Origin of the sequence: uncultured Streptococcus sp. (assembly GCF_901875575.1) — a bacterium.
Classification (GTDB): Bacteria; Bacillota; Bacilli; order Lactobacillales; family Streptococcaceae; genus Streptococcus.
Window position 1 is genome coordinate 75,174 of the sequence record NZ_CABFMF010000011.1, and the last position, 16,789, is coordinate 91,962.

The window sequence follows — 16,789 nt, forward strand, 5'->3', positions numbered from 1 at the left end:
GTGAGGTGATGCTGATAGAAATTTTTAAAAAATGCTAGAATTTGAGAAAAGTTAAGCTAGTTTTAAGCTTCGTCATGTATTATGTAGTTATTAAATAAAGACCTCCTAACTTTATTTAATAAAATTCTAAACTTTTCTTTTTCATAATAATCTCCCTTAACTCCACCCAATCAGGTGGAGTTTTTTGTCTCTATTTCAGGCTTTTTGGGACTATTCTAAAAATCATTTTTCGATAACTTTTACTTAATCTTATAAACTTTATTGGACAGATTCTAAAGTTGGAGAAGCTGAGTTGATGAAGATATAAACCTTTGACAAATTTTGTGAACTATGGGATAATGGAGAGGAATTAAGGATTAGTTCTATATCATGGACTAGAAAGGACCCCAAGCTAACTTCCACATTAAGCTTGGGGTCTTTTTTGACACTATCTATCTTTGTTTAGCCATTTATCGACTAAGCGAAGGATGACACCGACTACAATCGGTCCGATGATAGTTTTAAGGATTAGTTCCATCATGGGCTATCTCACCTCCTTTCGTAGGCGGTGTAGAAGTGCCGAACAATATGATATCATAAAATATTCTACTCTCTCAGTAGGATAGAGTGCTTTTACATTTGGAAAGGAGGAAGTTAGAGCTTATTTACTTCTTCTCCCAGTAATTTTTTTAGTAGTAGGAGGGATTCTCATTCTTTTATGGAGACTCTTTATTATTGCCAGTGGACTTTTCCTGATTGGTTTTGTCAGTTTTCTTATTTTCGTAGAAGTCTATGGAATTTATCTGTTCTTTACAGAGACTGAACTTTACACGGAAGATTTGGCACAGAATGGATTATTTGGTTTTACGACTTTCTTTATCATCTTTAACCTTGCTTTGCTTGTCTTGGCAGGCTGGGCAGGGTATAAGTGGAAGATAAGATGAATAAAATGGAGAAAACTCTAATGGTTCTTCTCCATTTTTTTATCTAATTGGTAATTATAACTTATTACGATTGAAGTCACCTATCCTTATCTTTCAAAAAATGATCAATCTTAGCCATCATGAGCTTGTGCTCGTATATTTTACAGATATCACGAGCCTGTAAATAATAGTCAAGAATTTCATCATGCTTTAAAAAATCTTTTCCGGCATTTGCAACAATAGTTAAAAGAGGTGCTAGCTGATAGCTGGTCTCTTTTTGTTTACAAAAGTCAATGGTTTCTAAGGCTTCTTGGACGGCTTCTAATTCCTTCCCTTTAGAGTGTAAATAATAGGCAAAATTATGTTTAACTCGAATATAACCAAATAAATACTCTTGGTGGTTTAAATCTTTTTCCTGATACAAACTGATAAGAAGTGAGTTATTTTCTTCGTATTCTGTATCACGTCCTACAGAAAAATAAAAATTAGATAAAGTATTGAGGAGTTTAAGATACACAGATGAGCTGACCGAAAGCTTTGGCAAAGCGTTTTCTAGACTGGCGATAGCTTCATCTTTAGAATCATGTAAGTAGAAAAGGATAATCGCTTGAATCCATAGAAGATAAAATTCATCCTCAGTAGACAGATACTGATACTTTTCTTTTTCTAAGTTTAAGAGGTATTCTAAATCCTCGTAATTACGATCTTCAAGTAATTTTTCTGCTAATTTCTTAAACGGTGCTATATTGGAAGTCATTTCAATCTGTTCATCGAAAAAATAATCTAAGGGAACTTGAAGCCGATTTGCAAGTTTATAGAGTAAATCAGCAGCAGGCATATAGTTGCCACGTTCTATTTTGCTGATTTGGCTTTGCTCACAAATTCCTTCGGAAAGCGTTTTTTGTGAGAATCCTTTTTCTTTTCTCTTGGCTTTTAGTTTATCAGATAATATGCTCATCTTTAAACCTTCTTTAAATAAATTTACGATTAATTATATACTTTTAATCTCTATTTTTCAACTTTTCAACATAAAATAGTCATAAAGAAATAAAATAAAAAAAAGATTACTAAAAGAATATGTTTTTATTGACAAAGAATATTTAAAGTAGTACACTTACAAGTGTAAAGTTAAGAAAAAGGTGGTTAATATGAGTATTTTAGCGAAGTTTCGTAAAATCATTTTGATATTGTCCTTTTTAGGATTATTAGAAGCGGTTTCTTTTTAGGGAACCTGTAAATCAATCACAATATATCTGGGGTTAGAGAGTTATACAACAAGCTGCAACAACTAGTGAAGTTGATCCTGTGCTAGCGGATTGATTTATTAAACTTTTTGTGAAGTAACAGATCGTGGAACAGTTTGAAGGACTTAAAGGGGGGATTGTAAGCTTGATATACCCTATTAGCCTATCATATAACTAGTTATACAGGAACTACTCTATTATATCTCTTAATGTGGGTGTATGAATGTTCGGAGGAGAGTGAAAATGAGAAATCCAGTAATACAGACATTTAATTTATCAAAATCCTATGATGGGAAAATTGTCTTAGATAGGATAGATTTTACATTAAGACAGGGAGAAATCTATGGCTTACTAGGAAGAAATGGTGCTGGAAAGACAACCTTTATCAAGGCTATTTTAGGCTTGACAGCGATGGATAGTGGTGAAGTGGATATTCTATCTGAAAAACTGTTGGGGGAATTTTCTAAGGACTTGCTATCTCAAATCGGTGTGGTATTGGACAGTGCTTCTTTTTATCCTAATTTAACGGGACCTGAAAATCTCTCTATTTTTGCAAGATTGAGAGGAATTTCGCTAAAACAGGTAGAGCAAGCTTTACAAGTAGTAGGATTAGATGGGGAAAATAAAAAACTATTCAAGCAGTATTCTCTGGGAATGAAGCAAAGGTTGGCAATTGCTAACGCTATTATGCACCAGCCGAAAATTCTGATATTAGATGAACCAACAAATGGTTTGGATCCTATTGGTATCCTTGAAATGCGCCGTTATCTAAAGGAACTCAGTACCAATCATGGCATTTCGATTTTAATATCCAGTCACATTATTTCAGAACTTGAAAAGCTTGTAGATAGAGTTGGGATACTGCATGATACCCACCTTATGGCTGAAAAGACTATGCAGGAATTAATAGATGGTGCAGAGAAAAGGAAAATCCACCTAATTGTTTCGGATGCTTCTCAAGCTAAGGAAGTGCTTTGCAGGATAAATCTGCAAGAACAGATCAGTATTCTTTCGGATATAGAACTTGAACTTCAGGGAGAATCACCTAATTTTGATATTGCGGTCGTATCTAACGCCTTAAAAGACAACGGAATAGTTCTAAAAGAATATTCTTATAAAAGCAATGAAAGTTTAGAGGATTATTTTAAGCGAGTAACAGGAGGTGAGGGAATTGCTTGATTTAGTGAAGATTGAATTTCTCAAACAAAGGCATCAAAAACTGAATTTTGTCGTATATGGTGTTGTTTCCCTCTACCTAGCTCTCATCTGTTATTATGTAAATGATGCGAGAGGCTTGTTTGACTCCTTTCCCTTTGTCTATAAATTTTCTTTGTCTTATTTAAACTTTTTGATTCTCCCTTTGTATTGTGTTTCCTATACAATACAGGCATTTGGTGTAGAATATCGCTATCGCATCATGAACAACTTAAAACTCGCTTCAGCAAATCTGATGAAGACATTCTGGGCTAAGATTTTGTATATTGAAATCAACGCTCTGTGTATCATGTTATTCACCTATATTTCGGTTTCCTTATTTGCACTACTATCTCGCTTTTCTTCAACAGTCAGTTTGTCTTTATTATTAAGATTCTTCTATCTTTGTATGAGTAGTGGTGTCTTAATTCCCATGGGAGTATTTCCTTTAGTTGCTTTGGTCATGATAAAAGTAAGAGGCAAGGAGATAGTTGGAAATTTGGTCGGCGTCATGTATGTTTTAGTGTCATTTTTTTTAGCAAGGACGAGTCCGAATATCAGTCCAGTAACAAGTGCTAACAGTTTAATCTGGGAAGGAAACAGAGAAGGAGTGGTGCTTCAACAGCCAGCTATCTTATCGATTGTTGTACTAGGTTTATCTTTACTTGTTTTGTCTTTCTTGTCCATTAAATCTTGGTTAAGAAAGGTGGATGAATAAATGTTGATGCTAGAATTGACTAAACTAAGAAGGCGAAAGATACTGTATATGATTCCCTTTGTAGCCATCCTGCTCTTTTTGTTAGAGTTTATGATTGGTCATCAGATTTATCAAGGGCATTCGTACGGTAGTGTGAATGGCTGGTATGTAGAAAATGGTTTCTTCTTTTTGAACTACTATTTTCTCCTCCCTTTTGCGAGTATGATTTTAGTGGATTTGATAAGAATAGAACAAGTGTCTAAAACGATTTTAAACCTCCGATTGATTCCTGTCGATTTGAAACAATTACTCCAAGCGAAGTTTATGCTTGCCTTGTTGATTAATCTACTAGTCAGTGAATTCACTTTTTTGGCTATGCTGGTCCTAGAGTTAATGGATGGTGATTTTGCTTTCTCTAGTCTTGCAATGTTATCTTGGGGACTTGTTTATGGAGCAATTGCTTTTGCTTATACACTGTCTGCTGGTATTATTGTCCTCTTCTTAGGAAAATATCGGAAGGAACTTATCCTTGCCCTACCACTTGCCTTTTTATTGTCATTTGCAGGTTTGTTTGCTTTAACAACGGTTGTTGGGCGGTATTATCTGGCAAATTTACTACTAATCATCATGGAGGAATTCACGGTTTTAACAGTTTCTGTATATGCCATTTGGTTGGTTACCTTGCTGGCATGTCTCTATTATTTGTTGGCAGATAAACGCATGATGAACATTATTTTTGCTTATAAATGACAAGCTGAGAATGTAGATCTTTGACAAAATGTGTGAACTGTGGGATAATGGAGAGGAATTAAGGATTAGTTCTATATCATGGACTAGAAAAGACCCCAAGCTAACTTCCACATTAAGCTTGGGGTCTTTTTTGACACTATCTATCTTTGTTTAGCCATTTATCGACTAAGCGAAGGATGGCACCGACCACAATCGGTCCGATGATAGTTTTAAGGATTAGTTCCATCATGGGCTATCTCACCTCCTTTCGTAGGCGGTGTAGCAGTGCCGTAGAATATTATACCACATAAGTGTTAAACTCGGGAGACACCAATCCAGTGGCTTTTTTGTTTGTGGCTTGGTTTTTTGATATAATAGAAACATGAGTAGAATTTTAGATAATGAGATAATGGGGGATGAGGAGTTAGTAGAACGCACACTCCGTCCTCAGTATTTACGTGAATATATTGGGCAGGATAAGGTCAAGGATCAGCTCCAAATCTTTATCGAAGCTGCCAAAATGCGGGATGAAGCGCTGGATCATGTCCTCTTATTTGGCCCTCCAGGATTGGGGAAAACGACCATGGCCTTTGTTATTGCTAACGAATTAGGAGTGAATCTCAAGCAAACTTCTGGTCCAGCCATTGAAAAAGCAGGTGATTTAGTAGCTATTTTGAATGACCTAGAGCCTGGGGATGTCCTTTTTATTGATGAGATTCATCGTTTGCCCATGTCAGTAGAAGAGGTGCTTTACAGTGCCATGGAGGACTTCTACATTGATATTATGATTGGTGCTGGTGAAGGTAGTCGCAGTGTTCATTTGGAGTTGCCTCCTTTTACCTTGATTGGGGCGACGACTCGGGCTGGTATGCTGTCAAATCCTCTACGGGCACGTTTTGGGATTACGGGGCATATGGAGTATTATGCTCATGCTGACTTGACAGAAATTGTCGAGCGAACGGCAGATATTTTTGAGATGGAAATCACTCATGAGGCAGCATCTGAGTTGGCTCTACGTAGTCGTGGAACCCCTCGTATTGCCAATCGTCTCCTTAAGCGCGTGCGCGATTTTGCCCAGATAATGGGGAATGGGGTTATTGATGATGTTATTACCGATAAGGCTTTGACCATGCTGGATGTTGACCATGAAGGTCTGGACTATGTGGACCAAAAAATCCTTCGCACCATGATTGAGATGTACGGTGGTGGTCCTGTTGGTTTGGGTACCCTTTCTGTCAATATCGCAGAAGAGCGTGAGACGGTGGAAGACATGTATGAGCCCTACTTGATTCAAAAAGGCTTTATCATGCGGACACGGTCTGGACGGGTAGCGACTGCTAAGGCATATGAGCACTTAGGTTATGAATATAGTGAAAAATGAGCAAGAAATTCTAGAGGCTTTTAGAAAAAATCCAGATATGATGGCTATTCTGACGATCATCCGAAACCTTGACTTAAAAGACTCGTGGTTGGCAGCAGGTTCTGTCAGAAATTTCATCTGGAATCTATTATCAGACAAAACCACTTTTGACTGTGAAACAGATGTGGATGTGATTTTCTTTGACCCAGATGTCAGTTACGAAGAAACGCTGGCTATAGAAAGCAAGCTGAGAGAGGACTTTCCTCAGTACCAGTGGGAGTTGAAAAATCAGGTCTATATGCACCAGCATTGCCCTCATACTGCTTCCTATATTAGCTCTCGTGATGCTATGAGTAAGTATCCAGAACGGTGTACGGCGCTTGGACTGCGCTTGAATGAAGAATCCGCTTTGGAACTCTTTACTCCATACGGTCTTGAGGATATTTTGAATTTTCAAGTTCGTCCGACTCCTCATTTTTTAGAAAATGAAGACCGAATGGAAATCTATCAGACACGTTTATCCAAGAAAAATTGGCAGGAGAAATGGAAAAATTTGATTTTTAAAAATAATTAAGGAAAATTTAAGTTAGGTGCTGTATACTAAGTTCATAAGTTAAGAAGGCCTTAACTTAAACTCCTAAAACTTTTTCATAATAATCTCCCTATAAAAAATAGAGTCGCCCAATCAGGCGGCTTATTTTTTTGAAAATACGCAACCTGATATAGAATAAACATGTTGATAATGGAAGAAAATAAGGAAATATGGTATAATGAAACGATAGATTTTTGAATAGGAATAAGATCATGTTTGGATTTTTTAAGAAAGATAAGGCTGTGGAAGTAGAAGTTCCGACACAGGTTCCTGCTCATATCGGCATCATCATGGATGGGAATGGCCGTTGGGCTAAAAAACGTATGCAACCAAGGGTGTTTGGGCATAAGGCAGGGATGGAAGCTTTGCAAACTGTGACTAAGGCAGCTAGTAAATTAGGTGTTAAGGTGCTTACAGTTTATGCTTTTTCTACAGAAAACTGGACGCGTCCAGATCAGGAAGTAAAGTTTATCATGAACTTACCAGTAGAGTTTTATGACAGTTATGTACCTGAGCTACATGCCAATAATGTTAAGATTCAAATGATTGGGGAGACAGACCGCCTGCCTAAGCAAACCTTTGAAGCTCTGACCAAGGCTGAGGAATTAACTAAAAACAACACAGGATTAATTCTTAATTTTGCCCTCAACTATGGTGGACGTGCCGAGATTACACAGGCTCTTAAGCAGATTTCCCAAAATGTCTTAGATGAGGAAATCAATCCTTCTGATATCACTGAAGATTTGGTTGGAGATTACCTTTTCACTCAGTATTTACCTAAGGATTTACGAGATCCGGATTTGATTATCCGTACAAGTGGAGAATTACGCTTGAGTAACTTTCTTCCTTGGCAGGGAGCTTATAGTGAGCTTTACTTTACAGATATCTTATGGCCTGATTTTGATGAGGCGGCTTTGAAGGAAGCAATTCTTGACTACAATCGTCGTCATCGTCGCTTTGGAGGAGTTTAGGAGGATTTATGACAAAGGATTTACAAAAAAGAACCTTATTTGCATCCATTGCCCTAGCTATTTTTATACCCATTCTCATGGTAGGGGGTCTCTTGCTTCAGATAGTGATTGGCCTTATAGCCATGTTAACCATGCATGAACTATTGAAGATGAAAGGTTTGGAAACTATGACTATGGAGGGCCTCTTGACCCTCTTTGCGACATTTTCTCTGACTATTCCATTGGAAAACTACTTGACTTTTTTACCAGTTGATGGGAATGTCGTAGCCTATAGTGTTTTGATTTCAATCATGCTTGGAACGACTATCTTTAGCAAGTCTTATACTATTGAGGATGCCGTATTTCCGTTAGCTATGAGTTTTTATGTAGGTTTTGGTTTTAATGCCTTGCTAGATGCTCGTGCTGTTGGTTTAGATAAAGTTTTGTTGGCCTTATGTATCGTATGGGCGACAGATAGTTCTGCCTATCTGGCTGGTATGAATTTTGGTAAACGGAAGTTGGCACCAGCTGTTTCTCCCAATAAAACAATTGAGGGTGCAATAGGTGGTATTTTAGGAGCTATTTTAGTAACGATTATTTTTATGATAGTTGATAGGACGGTGGCTCTTCCATATGGAATTTACAAAATGTCCTTCTTTGCTATTTTCTTCAGCATAGCTGGACAGTTTGGTGATTTATTAGAAAGTTCGATCAAGCGTCATTTCGGGGTGAAGGACTCAGGGAAATTTATACCTGGTCACGGTGGTGCTTTAGATCGCTTCGATAGTATGTTGCTGGTATTTCCAATCATGCACTTATTTGGACTCTTTTAATAGAAAAAGGAAGAAAATACTATGCTCGGAATTTTAACTTTTATTCTGGTTTTTGGGATTATTGTGGTGGTGCACGAATTTGGTCACTTCTACTTTGCTAAGAAATCAGGAATTTTAGTGCGTGAATTTGCCATTGGTATGGGACCAAAAATCTTTGCTCACATTGGCAAGGATGGTACAGCCTATACCATTCGAATCTTGCCTCTGGGTGGTTATGTTCGCATGGCCGGTTGGGGTGATGATACAACTGAAATCAAGACAGGAACTCCTGTCAGTTTGACCCTTACTGATGATGGTAAGGTTAAACGAATCAATCTTTCTGGTAAAAAATTGGATCAAACGGCCCTCCCTATGCAGGTGACCCTGTTTGACTTTGAAGACAAGCTTTTTATCAAGGGCTTGGTTCTGGAAGAAGAAAAAACATTTGCAGTGGATCACGATGCAACGGTTGTGGAAGCAGATGGGACTGAGGTTCGGATTGCTCCCTTGGATGTTCAATATCAAAATGCAACCATCTGGGGAAAATTGATTACCAACTTTGCAGGACCTATGAATAACTTTATCTTAGGTGTCGTTGTTTTTTGGATTTTAATCTTTATGCAGGGTGGTGTCGGAGATGTTGAGAACAATCAGTTCCATGTCATGCCCCAAGGGGCTTTGGCCAAGGTGGGAGTACAAGAAACGGCACAGATTACCAAGATTGGCTCACATGAGATTAGCAACTGGGAAAGTTTAACCCAGGCTGTGGAAGCAGAAACTAAAGATAAGACGGCTCCGACCTTGGATGTGACTATTTCTGAAAATGGTAGTGAAAAACAAGTGTCAGTTAGTCCAGAAGAAAGTGAAGGACGTTACTTACTTGGAGTTCAACCGGGAATTAAATCAGACTTGCTTTCTATGTTTGCTGGTGGATTTACAACTGCTGCTAACTCGGCTCTTAGTATCCTTTCTGCTTTGAAGAATCTGATTTTTCACCCAGATTTGAATAAATTAGGTGGACCTGTTGCCATCTTTAAGGAAAGTAGTGATGCTGCTAAAAATGGAATTGAGAACGTATTGTACTTCTTGGCAATGATTTCCATCAATATCGGGATTTTTAACCTTATTCCGATTCCAGCTCTGGATGGTGGTAAGATTGTACTCAATATCCTAGAAGCCATTCGCCGCAAACCATTGAAACAAGAAATTGAAACCTATGTCACCTTGGCCGGAGTGGTCATCATGGTTGTCTTGATGATTGCTGTGACCTGGAATGACATCATGCGACTCTTTTTTAGATAATCGAGGAATATTATGAAACAAAGTAAAATGCCTATCCCAACGCTTCGCGAAATGCCAAGCGATGCTCAAGTTATCAGCCATGCTCTTATGTTGCGAGCTGGTTATGTTCGTCAAGTCTCAGCAGGTGTTTATTCTTACCTACCACTTGCCAACCGTGTGATTGAAAAAGCCAAAAACATCATGCGCCAAGAATTCGACAAGATTGGAGCTGTTGAGATGTTGGCTCCTGCCCTTCTTAGTGCAGAGTTGTGGCGCGAATCAGGTCGTTACGAAACTTATGGTGAAGACCTTTACAAACTAAAAAACCGTGAGAAATCAGACTTCATCCTAGGTCCAACTCACGAAGAAACATTTACAGCTATTGTCCGTGATTCTGTTAAATCTTACAAGCAATTGCCACTCAACCTCTATCAAATCCAACCTAAGTATCGTGATGAAAAACGCCCACGTAATGGACTTCTCCGTACACGTGAGTTTATCATGAAGGATGCTTATAGCTTCCACGCTAACTATGATAGCTTGGATAGTGTTTATGATGAGTATAAGGCTGCTTATGAGCGTATTTTCACTCGTAGTGGCTTAGACTTCAAGGCTATTATTGGTGACGGTGGAGCCATGGGTGGTAAGGACAGCCAAGAATTTATGGCTATTACACCTGCTCGTACAGACCTTGACCGCTGGGTTGTCTTGGACAAGTCGGTTGCCTCATTTGACGAAATTCCTGCAGAAGTGCAAGAAGAAATCAAGGCAGAATTACTCAAATGGATGGTCTCTGGTGAAGATACCATTGCTTACTCAAGTGAATCTAGCTATGCAGCTAACTTAGAAATGGCAACAAACGAGTATAAACCAAGCAACCGTGTTGTCGCTGAAGAAGAAGTGACTCGTGTTGCAACACCAGATGTTAAATCAATCGATGAAGTGGCAACTTTCCTAAACGTTCCAGAAGAACAAACGATTAAAACTCTCTTCTACATGGCAGATGGTGAGCTTGTTGCAGCTCTTCTAGTTGGAAATGACCAGCTTAATGAAGTTAAGTTGAAAAACCACTTGGGAGCAGATTTCTTTGACGTTGCTAGCGAAGAAGAAGTGGCAAGTGTTGTTCAAGCAGGATTTGGTTCACTTGGACCAGTTGGTTTGCCAGAGAATGTTAAAATCATTGCAGACCGTAAGGTGCAAGATGTTCGCAATGCAGTTGTGGGTGCTAACGAAGATGGCTACCACTTGACTGGTGTAAATCCAGGTCGTGACTTTACTGCAGAATATGTGGATATCCGTGAAGTTCGTGAGGGTGAAATTTCCCCAGACGGACAAGGGGTTCTTAACTTTGCGCGTGGTATCGAAATTGGTCACATCTTCAAACTCGGCACTCGCTATTCAGCAAGCATGGGAGCAGATGTCTTGGATGAAAATGGCCGTGCTGTGCCAATCATCATGGGATGCTACGGCATTGGTGTTAGCCGTCTCCTTTCAGCAGTAATGGAGCAACACGCTCGCCTCTTTGTTAACAAAACGCCAAAAGGTGAATACCGTTACGCTTGGGGAATCAACTTCCCTAAAGAATTGGCACCATTTGATGTTCACTTGATCACTGTCAATGTCAAAGATGAAGAAGCGCAAGCCTTGACAGAAAAACTTGAAGCAAACTTGATAGGAGCTGGTTACGAAGTCTTGACAGATGACCGTAACGAACGTGTCGGTGTTAAATTTAGTGATAGTGACTTGATTGGTCTGCCAATCCGTATCACTGTTGGTAAAAAAGCAGCTGATGGTATCGTAGAAGTCAAAATTAAAGCAACTGGTGATACGATTGAAGTTCATGTTGATAGCTTACTTGAAACACTTGAAATTTTAAGTAAGAAATAAAAACTATAGTCATAAGAAAAACGGGGTAAAAATGTAACTAGTTTTTGTCCTGTTTTTTTCTTTAAAATGAGATAGGAGTATACTCGATTAAAATCAAATAAGAGGCTAGTGTCAGCAGCATATAATCTTAATTAACGTTTCACATGAAACTAGATAAGTCAGTAATAGAGTAAGTGACAACTATTTGTTTTTATATGGTTTTGAAGCCGAAGTCATTAAGGTTAAGGGGATTTATATTTAGGTCAATCTTTGCCATTTCTCTTATAGGAAGACGTGGATGGTTGGGAAAATAAAGTAACTGCTTCAATCTACGAAAACTTGGCACTGCACCCCAATAATTGGGGAAGAGTCCTTCTTCTTATGTGCCCAGTTTTCTGTACTCTAGAGTAGACTGGTCGTTTAATTTCAGCTGAATTCAAAGATTAGGATTGTACTTAATTTAACACCGACCTATTCACTTAGCTAGCACCTATTACAGATTTTGTTCAAGCGCAATAGTCATTTGTCCCTTCTGTTTTGGGAATATATCTACCAGATTGGTAGAGATTTTATTAGAATATGTCCTTTTTGTCTAATTCTAAAGATGAAGAGTTACAACATACAGTAGCCTCCCTTGAAGTAAACTACTACTAGTCTTTACGTGTTATGGCGCCTCGATTTTCTAAGCATCCAGAGAGCCCACTCTTACCAGAACATTTTTACGAGCCTTATGTTATGCCTGGACGTAAAATTAATCCTCACCGTGGCTGGGAGATTTATGAGCAAGGGATTTATGACATCGCTCAAAATATCAAGGGAAATTATGGCAATATCGAATGGATGTAGACAGAAAATGGGATAAGAGTTGAAGGCGAAGAAAAATTCCGTAAAAACGGAATGATTCAAGACGATTATCGGATTGACTTTGTAAAATATCATTTGGCTGAACTTAACCGTGCCATCGTAGACTGTACCAACTGTAAAGGCTACTTGTTCTGGCTTAAGAACTATAAGAACAGTTATGGTTTAGTTGAGTTAGATCTGCAACGCAGGAACCTCGCCTAAAGAAGTTAGGAAATTGGTTCAAAGAGCTCAGTGACAATAATAGATAAAAAAACTTTGATTGATGATGTTGATTGTTCGGAGTTTTCCATGTGTTGCATCTAATATAAAACTATACCAATTTTTGTTCTTGACAAGAGAAAGAAACAAGTATATACTGTTTTTGCTGATTCTGTAAAAGAGGGATTAGACTATACCAATTTTAAGGAGAAAGCACAGCTTGACTGTGTCGTATATACTATGTGTGGAATTGTTGGTGTTGTTGGGAACAAAAATGCAACTGATATTTTGATTCAAGGGCTTGAAAAGCTCGAATACCGTGGCTATGATTCTGCGGGAATTTTTGTCCTTGGTGGCGATAAGAGTCACCTGGTTAAGGCAGTGGGACGTATCGCAGAATTGTCTGCTAAGACAGCTGGTGTTGAGGGAACGACTGGTATCGGACATACTCGTTGGGCAACTCATGGGAAACCAACTGAGGACAATGCTCACCCACACCGCTCTGAGACGGAACGTTTTGTCTTGGTGCACAATGGGGTCATTGAAAACTACCTTGAAATCAAGGAAGAATACCTTGAGGGTCATCACTTCAAGGGGCAGACAGATACAGAAATCGCCGTTCACTTGATTGGAAAATTTGCGGAAGAAGATGGCTTGTCAGTTCTTGAAGCCTTCAAAAAAGCTCTTCACATCATCCGTGGTTCTTATGCCTTTGCCTTGGTTGACTCACAAGATCCTGAAGTCATCTATGTAGCTAAGAATAAATCACCACTTTTGATTGGGGTTGGGGAAGGCTACAACATGGTCTGCTCAGATGCTATGGCTATGATTCGTGAGACCAACCAGTACATGGAAATCCATGACCAAGAGTTGGTAATTGTCAAGGCTGATAGCGTCGAAGTGCAAGACTATGATGGCAACAGTCGTGAGCGTGCTAGCTACACTGCTGAGCTAGACTTGTCAGATATCGGTAAGGGAACTTACCCTTACTATATGCTCAAGGAAATTGATGAGCAACCAACGGTTATGCGTAAACTCATCCAAGCCTACACAGATGAGGCTGGTCAAGTAGTAGTAGACCCAGCTATCATCAAGGCTGTTCAAGACGCAGACCGTATCTACATCCTTGCAGCTGGAACATCTTACCACGCAGGATTTGCTTCTAAGAAGATGTTGGAAGAATTGACAGATACGCCAGTTGAACTTGGAATCTCATCTGAGTGGGGCTACGGTATGCCACTGCTCAGCAAGAAACCACTCTTCATCTTTATCAGCCAGTCTGGTGAAACAGCAGATAGCCGTCAGGTTTTGGTTAAGGCTAATGAAATGGGTATCCCAAGCTTGACAGTGACAAACGTATCAGGTTCAACTCTTTCTCGTGAAGCCGACCATACCATGCTCCTTCATGCAGGACCTGAAATTGCCGTAGCCTCAACCAAGGCTTATACAGCGCAAATCGCAGCCCTTGCCTTCCTTGCAAAAGCAGTCGGAGAAGCAAATGGTAATGCTAAAGCGCAAGCCTTTGACCTGGTTCATGAGTTGTCAATCGTAGCTCAGTCTATCGAATCAACTCTTTCAGAGAAAGAAACCATTGAAGCCAAGGTTCGTGAGCTTCTTGAAACAACTCGCAACGCCTTTTATATTGGGCGTGGTCAAGATTACTACGTAGCTATGGAAGCAAGCCTTAAACTCAAAGAGATTTCTTACATCCAGTGTGAAGGCTTTGCGGCAGGAGAACTTAAGCATGGAACAATTGCTCTGATTGAGGAAGGGACACCTATTTTAGCTCTCTTATCAGAATCAGTTCTTGCCAACCATACCCGTGGAAATATCCAAGAGGTTGCAGCTCGTGGTGCCAAAGTCTTCACTATCGCAGAAGAACATGTAGCAAATGATACTGATGATATTGTCCTAATGACCGTACATCCTTACCTCTCACCAATTTCCATGGTTGTACCAACTCAACTAGTAGCCTATTTTGCGACTTTACACCGTGGGCTAGATGTGGATAAACCAAGAAACCTTGCCAAGTCTGTAACGGTGGAGTAGAATAAAATAATCTTATTTATTTCACAGATAAAAAATAACACCCCAGAAGAAAGTTGGAAAATCTAACTTTGGGGGTGATTTTCTTTTTCAGAGTTTGATTAGTAGAAATTTAATTCTCAGTTATAAAAGATTTACGATCTTTGTAATAAAAACGTGGTGTAGATCACGCTAAATAAAAAAACCGCAACAAGAGATTGCTACGATTTAAGTGAGTCTACTTTTTTGAATTTGTGATGATAAAAGGTGAAGACGATGGAATAATTCTGTGGTAGATAGATTTTGACTACAGATGATTGGTTTCGAACTGTTTGACACAGGAAAATTTGTAATGATAATATCATGCGGTGTTTGGTTGAGTTTTTTTAAAGAAAGGCCTGTTTTTTCCCAGATGTCAAAAAGATAGAGGTTACTTCCGTAAAAGGATAAGGAAGCAATTAGACTTTGAGCATGACAACTATCAAGATCGCTAATGACTAAAACGCGTATTTTTGGAAGTTTTTTTAGTAACTGTACTAAAATTCGATGACCTTGAACGGAGAAGGTATAAAGTAAGTCTTCAATTCTTTTGGGTCGATATTCTAGCCCCATTTCTATTAGATAATCTAGGAATTTTCTTCTACTTTCTTCGAAAAGTTTAGGGAATTCTTCCTCATATTTAGTTAGGATTCGAGATTTCTTTTTATCAAGGAAGTGGTTACTAGTCTTATCAAGAAACTCATCCTGGGCGGTATAGTGGAGAAGCCAAATCAGCTCTTCCTTTTCGTCAATCTGTAGATGGAATTCCTTGGATAACTCTGTTACAATTTGACTCAATACACGATAGGATTTTTGAATGTAGTTAATATCTCCTAATGGGTTATTACAAGGATTTTTAGAGATTTGAGGAGTATTTGTTGGATTAGAAAATAGCTGTTCTAGACTTGATTTAGTAGGTTCGAAACGGAGTTTTTTAGCAAGCTTTTTGATATCATATTCGAACTTCGGTGCTTGTAAGATAGAATGGTAGTGATTGGTTAAAAGAGGAGTTGGATTTGAGATGACATGATTTTTCTTTAAGCGCACCATATTGATAGCGACAGTATACTTGATTTGTCGCAAGTTGAGAAGATTAGGCGAAACTTGTTGGGAATCTAAAAAAGTTTGAATAAAGCTAGTTAGAATATCTTCAGAAATAGATGAGAAGGGCCAATCGAGAAAAGCGTAACTTTGGCTAAAGTAATCTAAATAAAAGGAACGTATATCTTCTTCTTTTCCCAGCATCTCGATAGTGGAGGTTTGAATACTGATGGCATAATTTTTTGGAAGTATAGTATTCAGGTAGCGAACGATGTTTTCTACTTGTTCTTGGCTAGTGGAAAGAGCTTCTCTAGCAGTAGTAAGTGAAGATCCTTCATTGAAAAACAGATAGTTTAGGAAAGAGATGTTTGGGGAATTTTTAAAAATAGTTATTCTGGGATCCAGGCAATTACCTAGCTCATATTCTAATTTAATACTGCTTTTTGTAGAGTAAATAAGGAGATTTGGAGACAAGGCTTCTAGGGTAGAGAGGCAATCATGTAATTCTTCTAGTGACAGATTTAACTTTTCTGCCCAGTCAGAAAGTTGTATCCAATCTTGGGCTTGGATTAATTCTTCCAGTAACTTTAGTAGAACTTGTTCCCTTTTAGAAAGTAAAATGTCCATAAGAAATCTCCTAATATATTTATACATATATATTAAAAGAAAAAACTAGTAAAGTCAAGAAAAGTAGACTAAGATAAATTAGGAAAAATTGGAATTTATAATAGTTTGTACCAAGATTGACAACTGAAAATGAAATTTTAAAAGAAGTTAGCTACTTCGTCATTATTACAAGATTGAATCTTTACTTTCATAAGAAAAGATTTCATTAAAAAATACCAAATCCCCTTGAAAAATCTAGCTAAATAGGGTATAATACGAATAATCATTTGTCGTAGGTTTTGTCTGAAATATTGTCCAGACAAGGCTCACAGCAGTTAAATCTTCTGAAAAAGTCAGATTTAGCTGCTCTTTTTGTGCTTTTTTTCAGG

General features: G+C 38.4%; 15 protein-coding genes and 1 pseudogene. 12 read left to right on the forward strand and 4 right to left on the reverse strand.

Features of this window, described 5'->3' with window-relative positions; translation table 11 throughout:
• Positions 1–427: 427 nt before the first annotated feature.
• Positions 428–520 (reverse strand): type I toxin-antitoxin system Fst family toxin, encoded by a 93-nt coding sequence (locus tag QZ114_RS02955; protein WP_000970294.1) that lies wholly within the window; start codon positions 518–520, stop codon positions 428–430.
• Between the two features lie 142 nt (positions 521–662).
• On the opposite strand from QZ114_RS02955, the gene QZ114_RS02960 reads away from it, so the two are divergent.
• Positions 663–923: a DUF5966 family protein gene (locus QZ114_RS02960; RefSeq protein ID WP_295500248.1), complete on the forward strand. Its 261-nt coding sequence runs from the start codon at positions 663–665 to the stop codon at positions 921–923.
• A 76-nt stretch (positions 924–999) separates the two neighbouring features.
• Here the strand turns inward: QZ114_RS02960 and QZ114_RS02965 are convergent, their stop codons facing one another.
• A complete protein-coding gene (locus QZ114_RS02965; protein WP_295499565.1) occupies positions 1,000–1,860 on the reverse strand; it encodes a helix-turn-helix domain-containing protein in 861 nt (286 codons plus the stop codon).
• A gap of 529 nt (positions 1,861–2,389) precedes the next feature.
• On the opposite strand from QZ114_RS02965, the gene QZ114_RS02970 reads away from it, so the two are divergent.
• The 3 genes from QZ114_RS02970 to QZ114_RS02980 are packed head-to-tail and all read left to right on the forward strand — an operon-like array spanning position 2,390 to position 4,787.
• Positions 2,390–3,325 (forward strand): ABC transporter ATP-binding protein, encoded by a 936-nt coding sequence (locus QZ114_RS02970; protein ID WP_295499567.1) that lies wholly within the window; start codon positions 2,390–2,392, stop codon positions 3,323–3,325.
• A 4-nt stretch (positions 3,326–3,329) separates the two neighbouring features.
• Positions 3,330–4,058: an ABC transporter permease gene (locus tag QZ114_RS02975; RefSeq protein ID WP_295499569.1), complete on the forward strand. Its 729-nt coding sequence runs from the start codon at positions 3,330–3,332 to the stop codon at positions 4,056–4,058.
• Positions 4,059–4,064: 6 nt separating this feature from the next.
• On the forward strand, positions 4,065–4,787 hold the full coding sequence (locus QZ114_RS02980; RefSeq protein WP_295500252.1) for an ABC transporter permease: 723 nt from the start codon (positions 4,065–4,067) through the stop codon (positions 4,785–4,787).
• A 136-nt stretch (positions 4,788–4,923) separates the two neighbouring features.
• On the opposite strand, the gene QZ114_RS02985 is transcribed toward QZ114_RS02980, so the two are convergent.
• Positions 4,924–5,016: a type I toxin-antitoxin system Fst family toxin gene (locus tag QZ114_RS02985; protein WP_295499571.1), complete on the reverse strand. Its 93-nt coding sequence runs from the start codon at positions 5,014–5,016 to the stop codon at positions 4,924–4,926.
• A gap of 132 nt (positions 5,017–5,148) precedes the next feature.
• Between QZ114_RS02985 and ruvB the strand changes: the two genes are divergently transcribed.
• The 8 genes and pseudogenes from ruvB to glmS all read left to right on the forward strand — a co-directional run bounded on the left by ruvB (position 5,149) and on the right by glmS (position 14,738).
• The gene (gene ruvB / locus QZ114_RS02990; protein WP_295499573.1) at positions 5,149–6,147 is read left to right on the forward strand and encodes a Holliday junction branch migration DNA helicase RuvB; all 999 of its coding nucleotides are present in this window, start codon (positions 5,149–5,151) and stop codon (positions 6,145–6,147) included.
• The gene (locus tag QZ114_RS02995; protein WP_295499575.1) at positions 6,128–6,700 is read left to right on the forward strand and encodes a nucleotidyltransferase family protein; all 573 of its coding nucleotides are present in this window, start codon (positions 6,128–6,130) and stop codon (positions 6,698–6,700) included. Before ruvB ends, QZ114_RS02995 begins: the two co-directional genes overlap by 20 nt.
• A gap of 230 nt (positions 6,701–6,930) precedes the next feature.
• Complete coding sequence (locus QZ114_RS03000; RefSeq protein ID WP_295499577.1) at positions 6,931–7,689, forward strand: isoprenyl transferase; 759 nt, start codon at positions 6,931–6,933, stop codon at positions 7,687–7,689.
• A gap of 8 nt (positions 7,690–7,697) precedes the next feature.
• Entirely contained in the window at positions 7,698–8,501 is an 804-nt protein-coding gene (locus QZ114_RS03005) for a phosphatidate cytidylyltransferase (RefSeq protein ID WP_295499579.1), read from the forward strand.
• A 21-nt stretch (positions 8,502–8,522) separates the two neighbouring features.
• On the forward strand, positions 8,523–9,782 hold the full coding sequence (rseP, locus tag QZ114_RS03010; protein ID WP_295499581.1) for an RIP metalloprotease RseP: 1,260 nt from the start codon (positions 8,523–8,525) through the stop codon (positions 9,780–9,782).
• Between the two features lie 12 nt (positions 9,783–9,794).
• Positions 9,795–11,648 carry a proline--tRNA ligase gene (locus QZ114_RS03015; RefSeq protein ID WP_295499583.1) on the forward strand — a complete coding sequence of 618 codons (1,854 nt, stop codon included), beginning with the start codon at positions 9,795–9,797 and terminating at the stop codon, positions 11,646–11,648.
• A gap of 406 nt (positions 11,649–12,054) precedes the next feature.
• Positions 12,055–12,739: pseudogene (locus QZ114_RS03020) on the forward strand (family 1 glycosylhydrolase); the annotation flags it as partial.
• 190 nt (positions 12,740–12,929) lie between these two features.
• Positions 12,930–14,738, forward strand: coding sequence for a glutamine--fructose-6-phosphate transaminase (isomerizing) (gene glmS, locus QZ114_RS03025; RefSeq protein ID WP_295499585.1), 1,809 nt, complete (start codon positions 12,930–12,932; stop codon positions 14,736–14,738).
• A 204-nt stretch (positions 14,739–14,942) separates the two neighbouring features.
• On the opposite strand, the gene QZ114_RS03030 is transcribed toward glmS, so the two are convergent.
• On the reverse strand, positions 14,943–16,421 hold the full coding sequence (locus QZ114_RS03030) for a M protein trans-acting positive regulator PRD domain-containing protein (RefSeq protein WP_295499587.1): 1,479 nt from the start codon (positions 16,419–16,421) through the stop codon (positions 14,943–14,945).
• Positions 16,422–16,789: the final 368 nt, after the last annotated feature.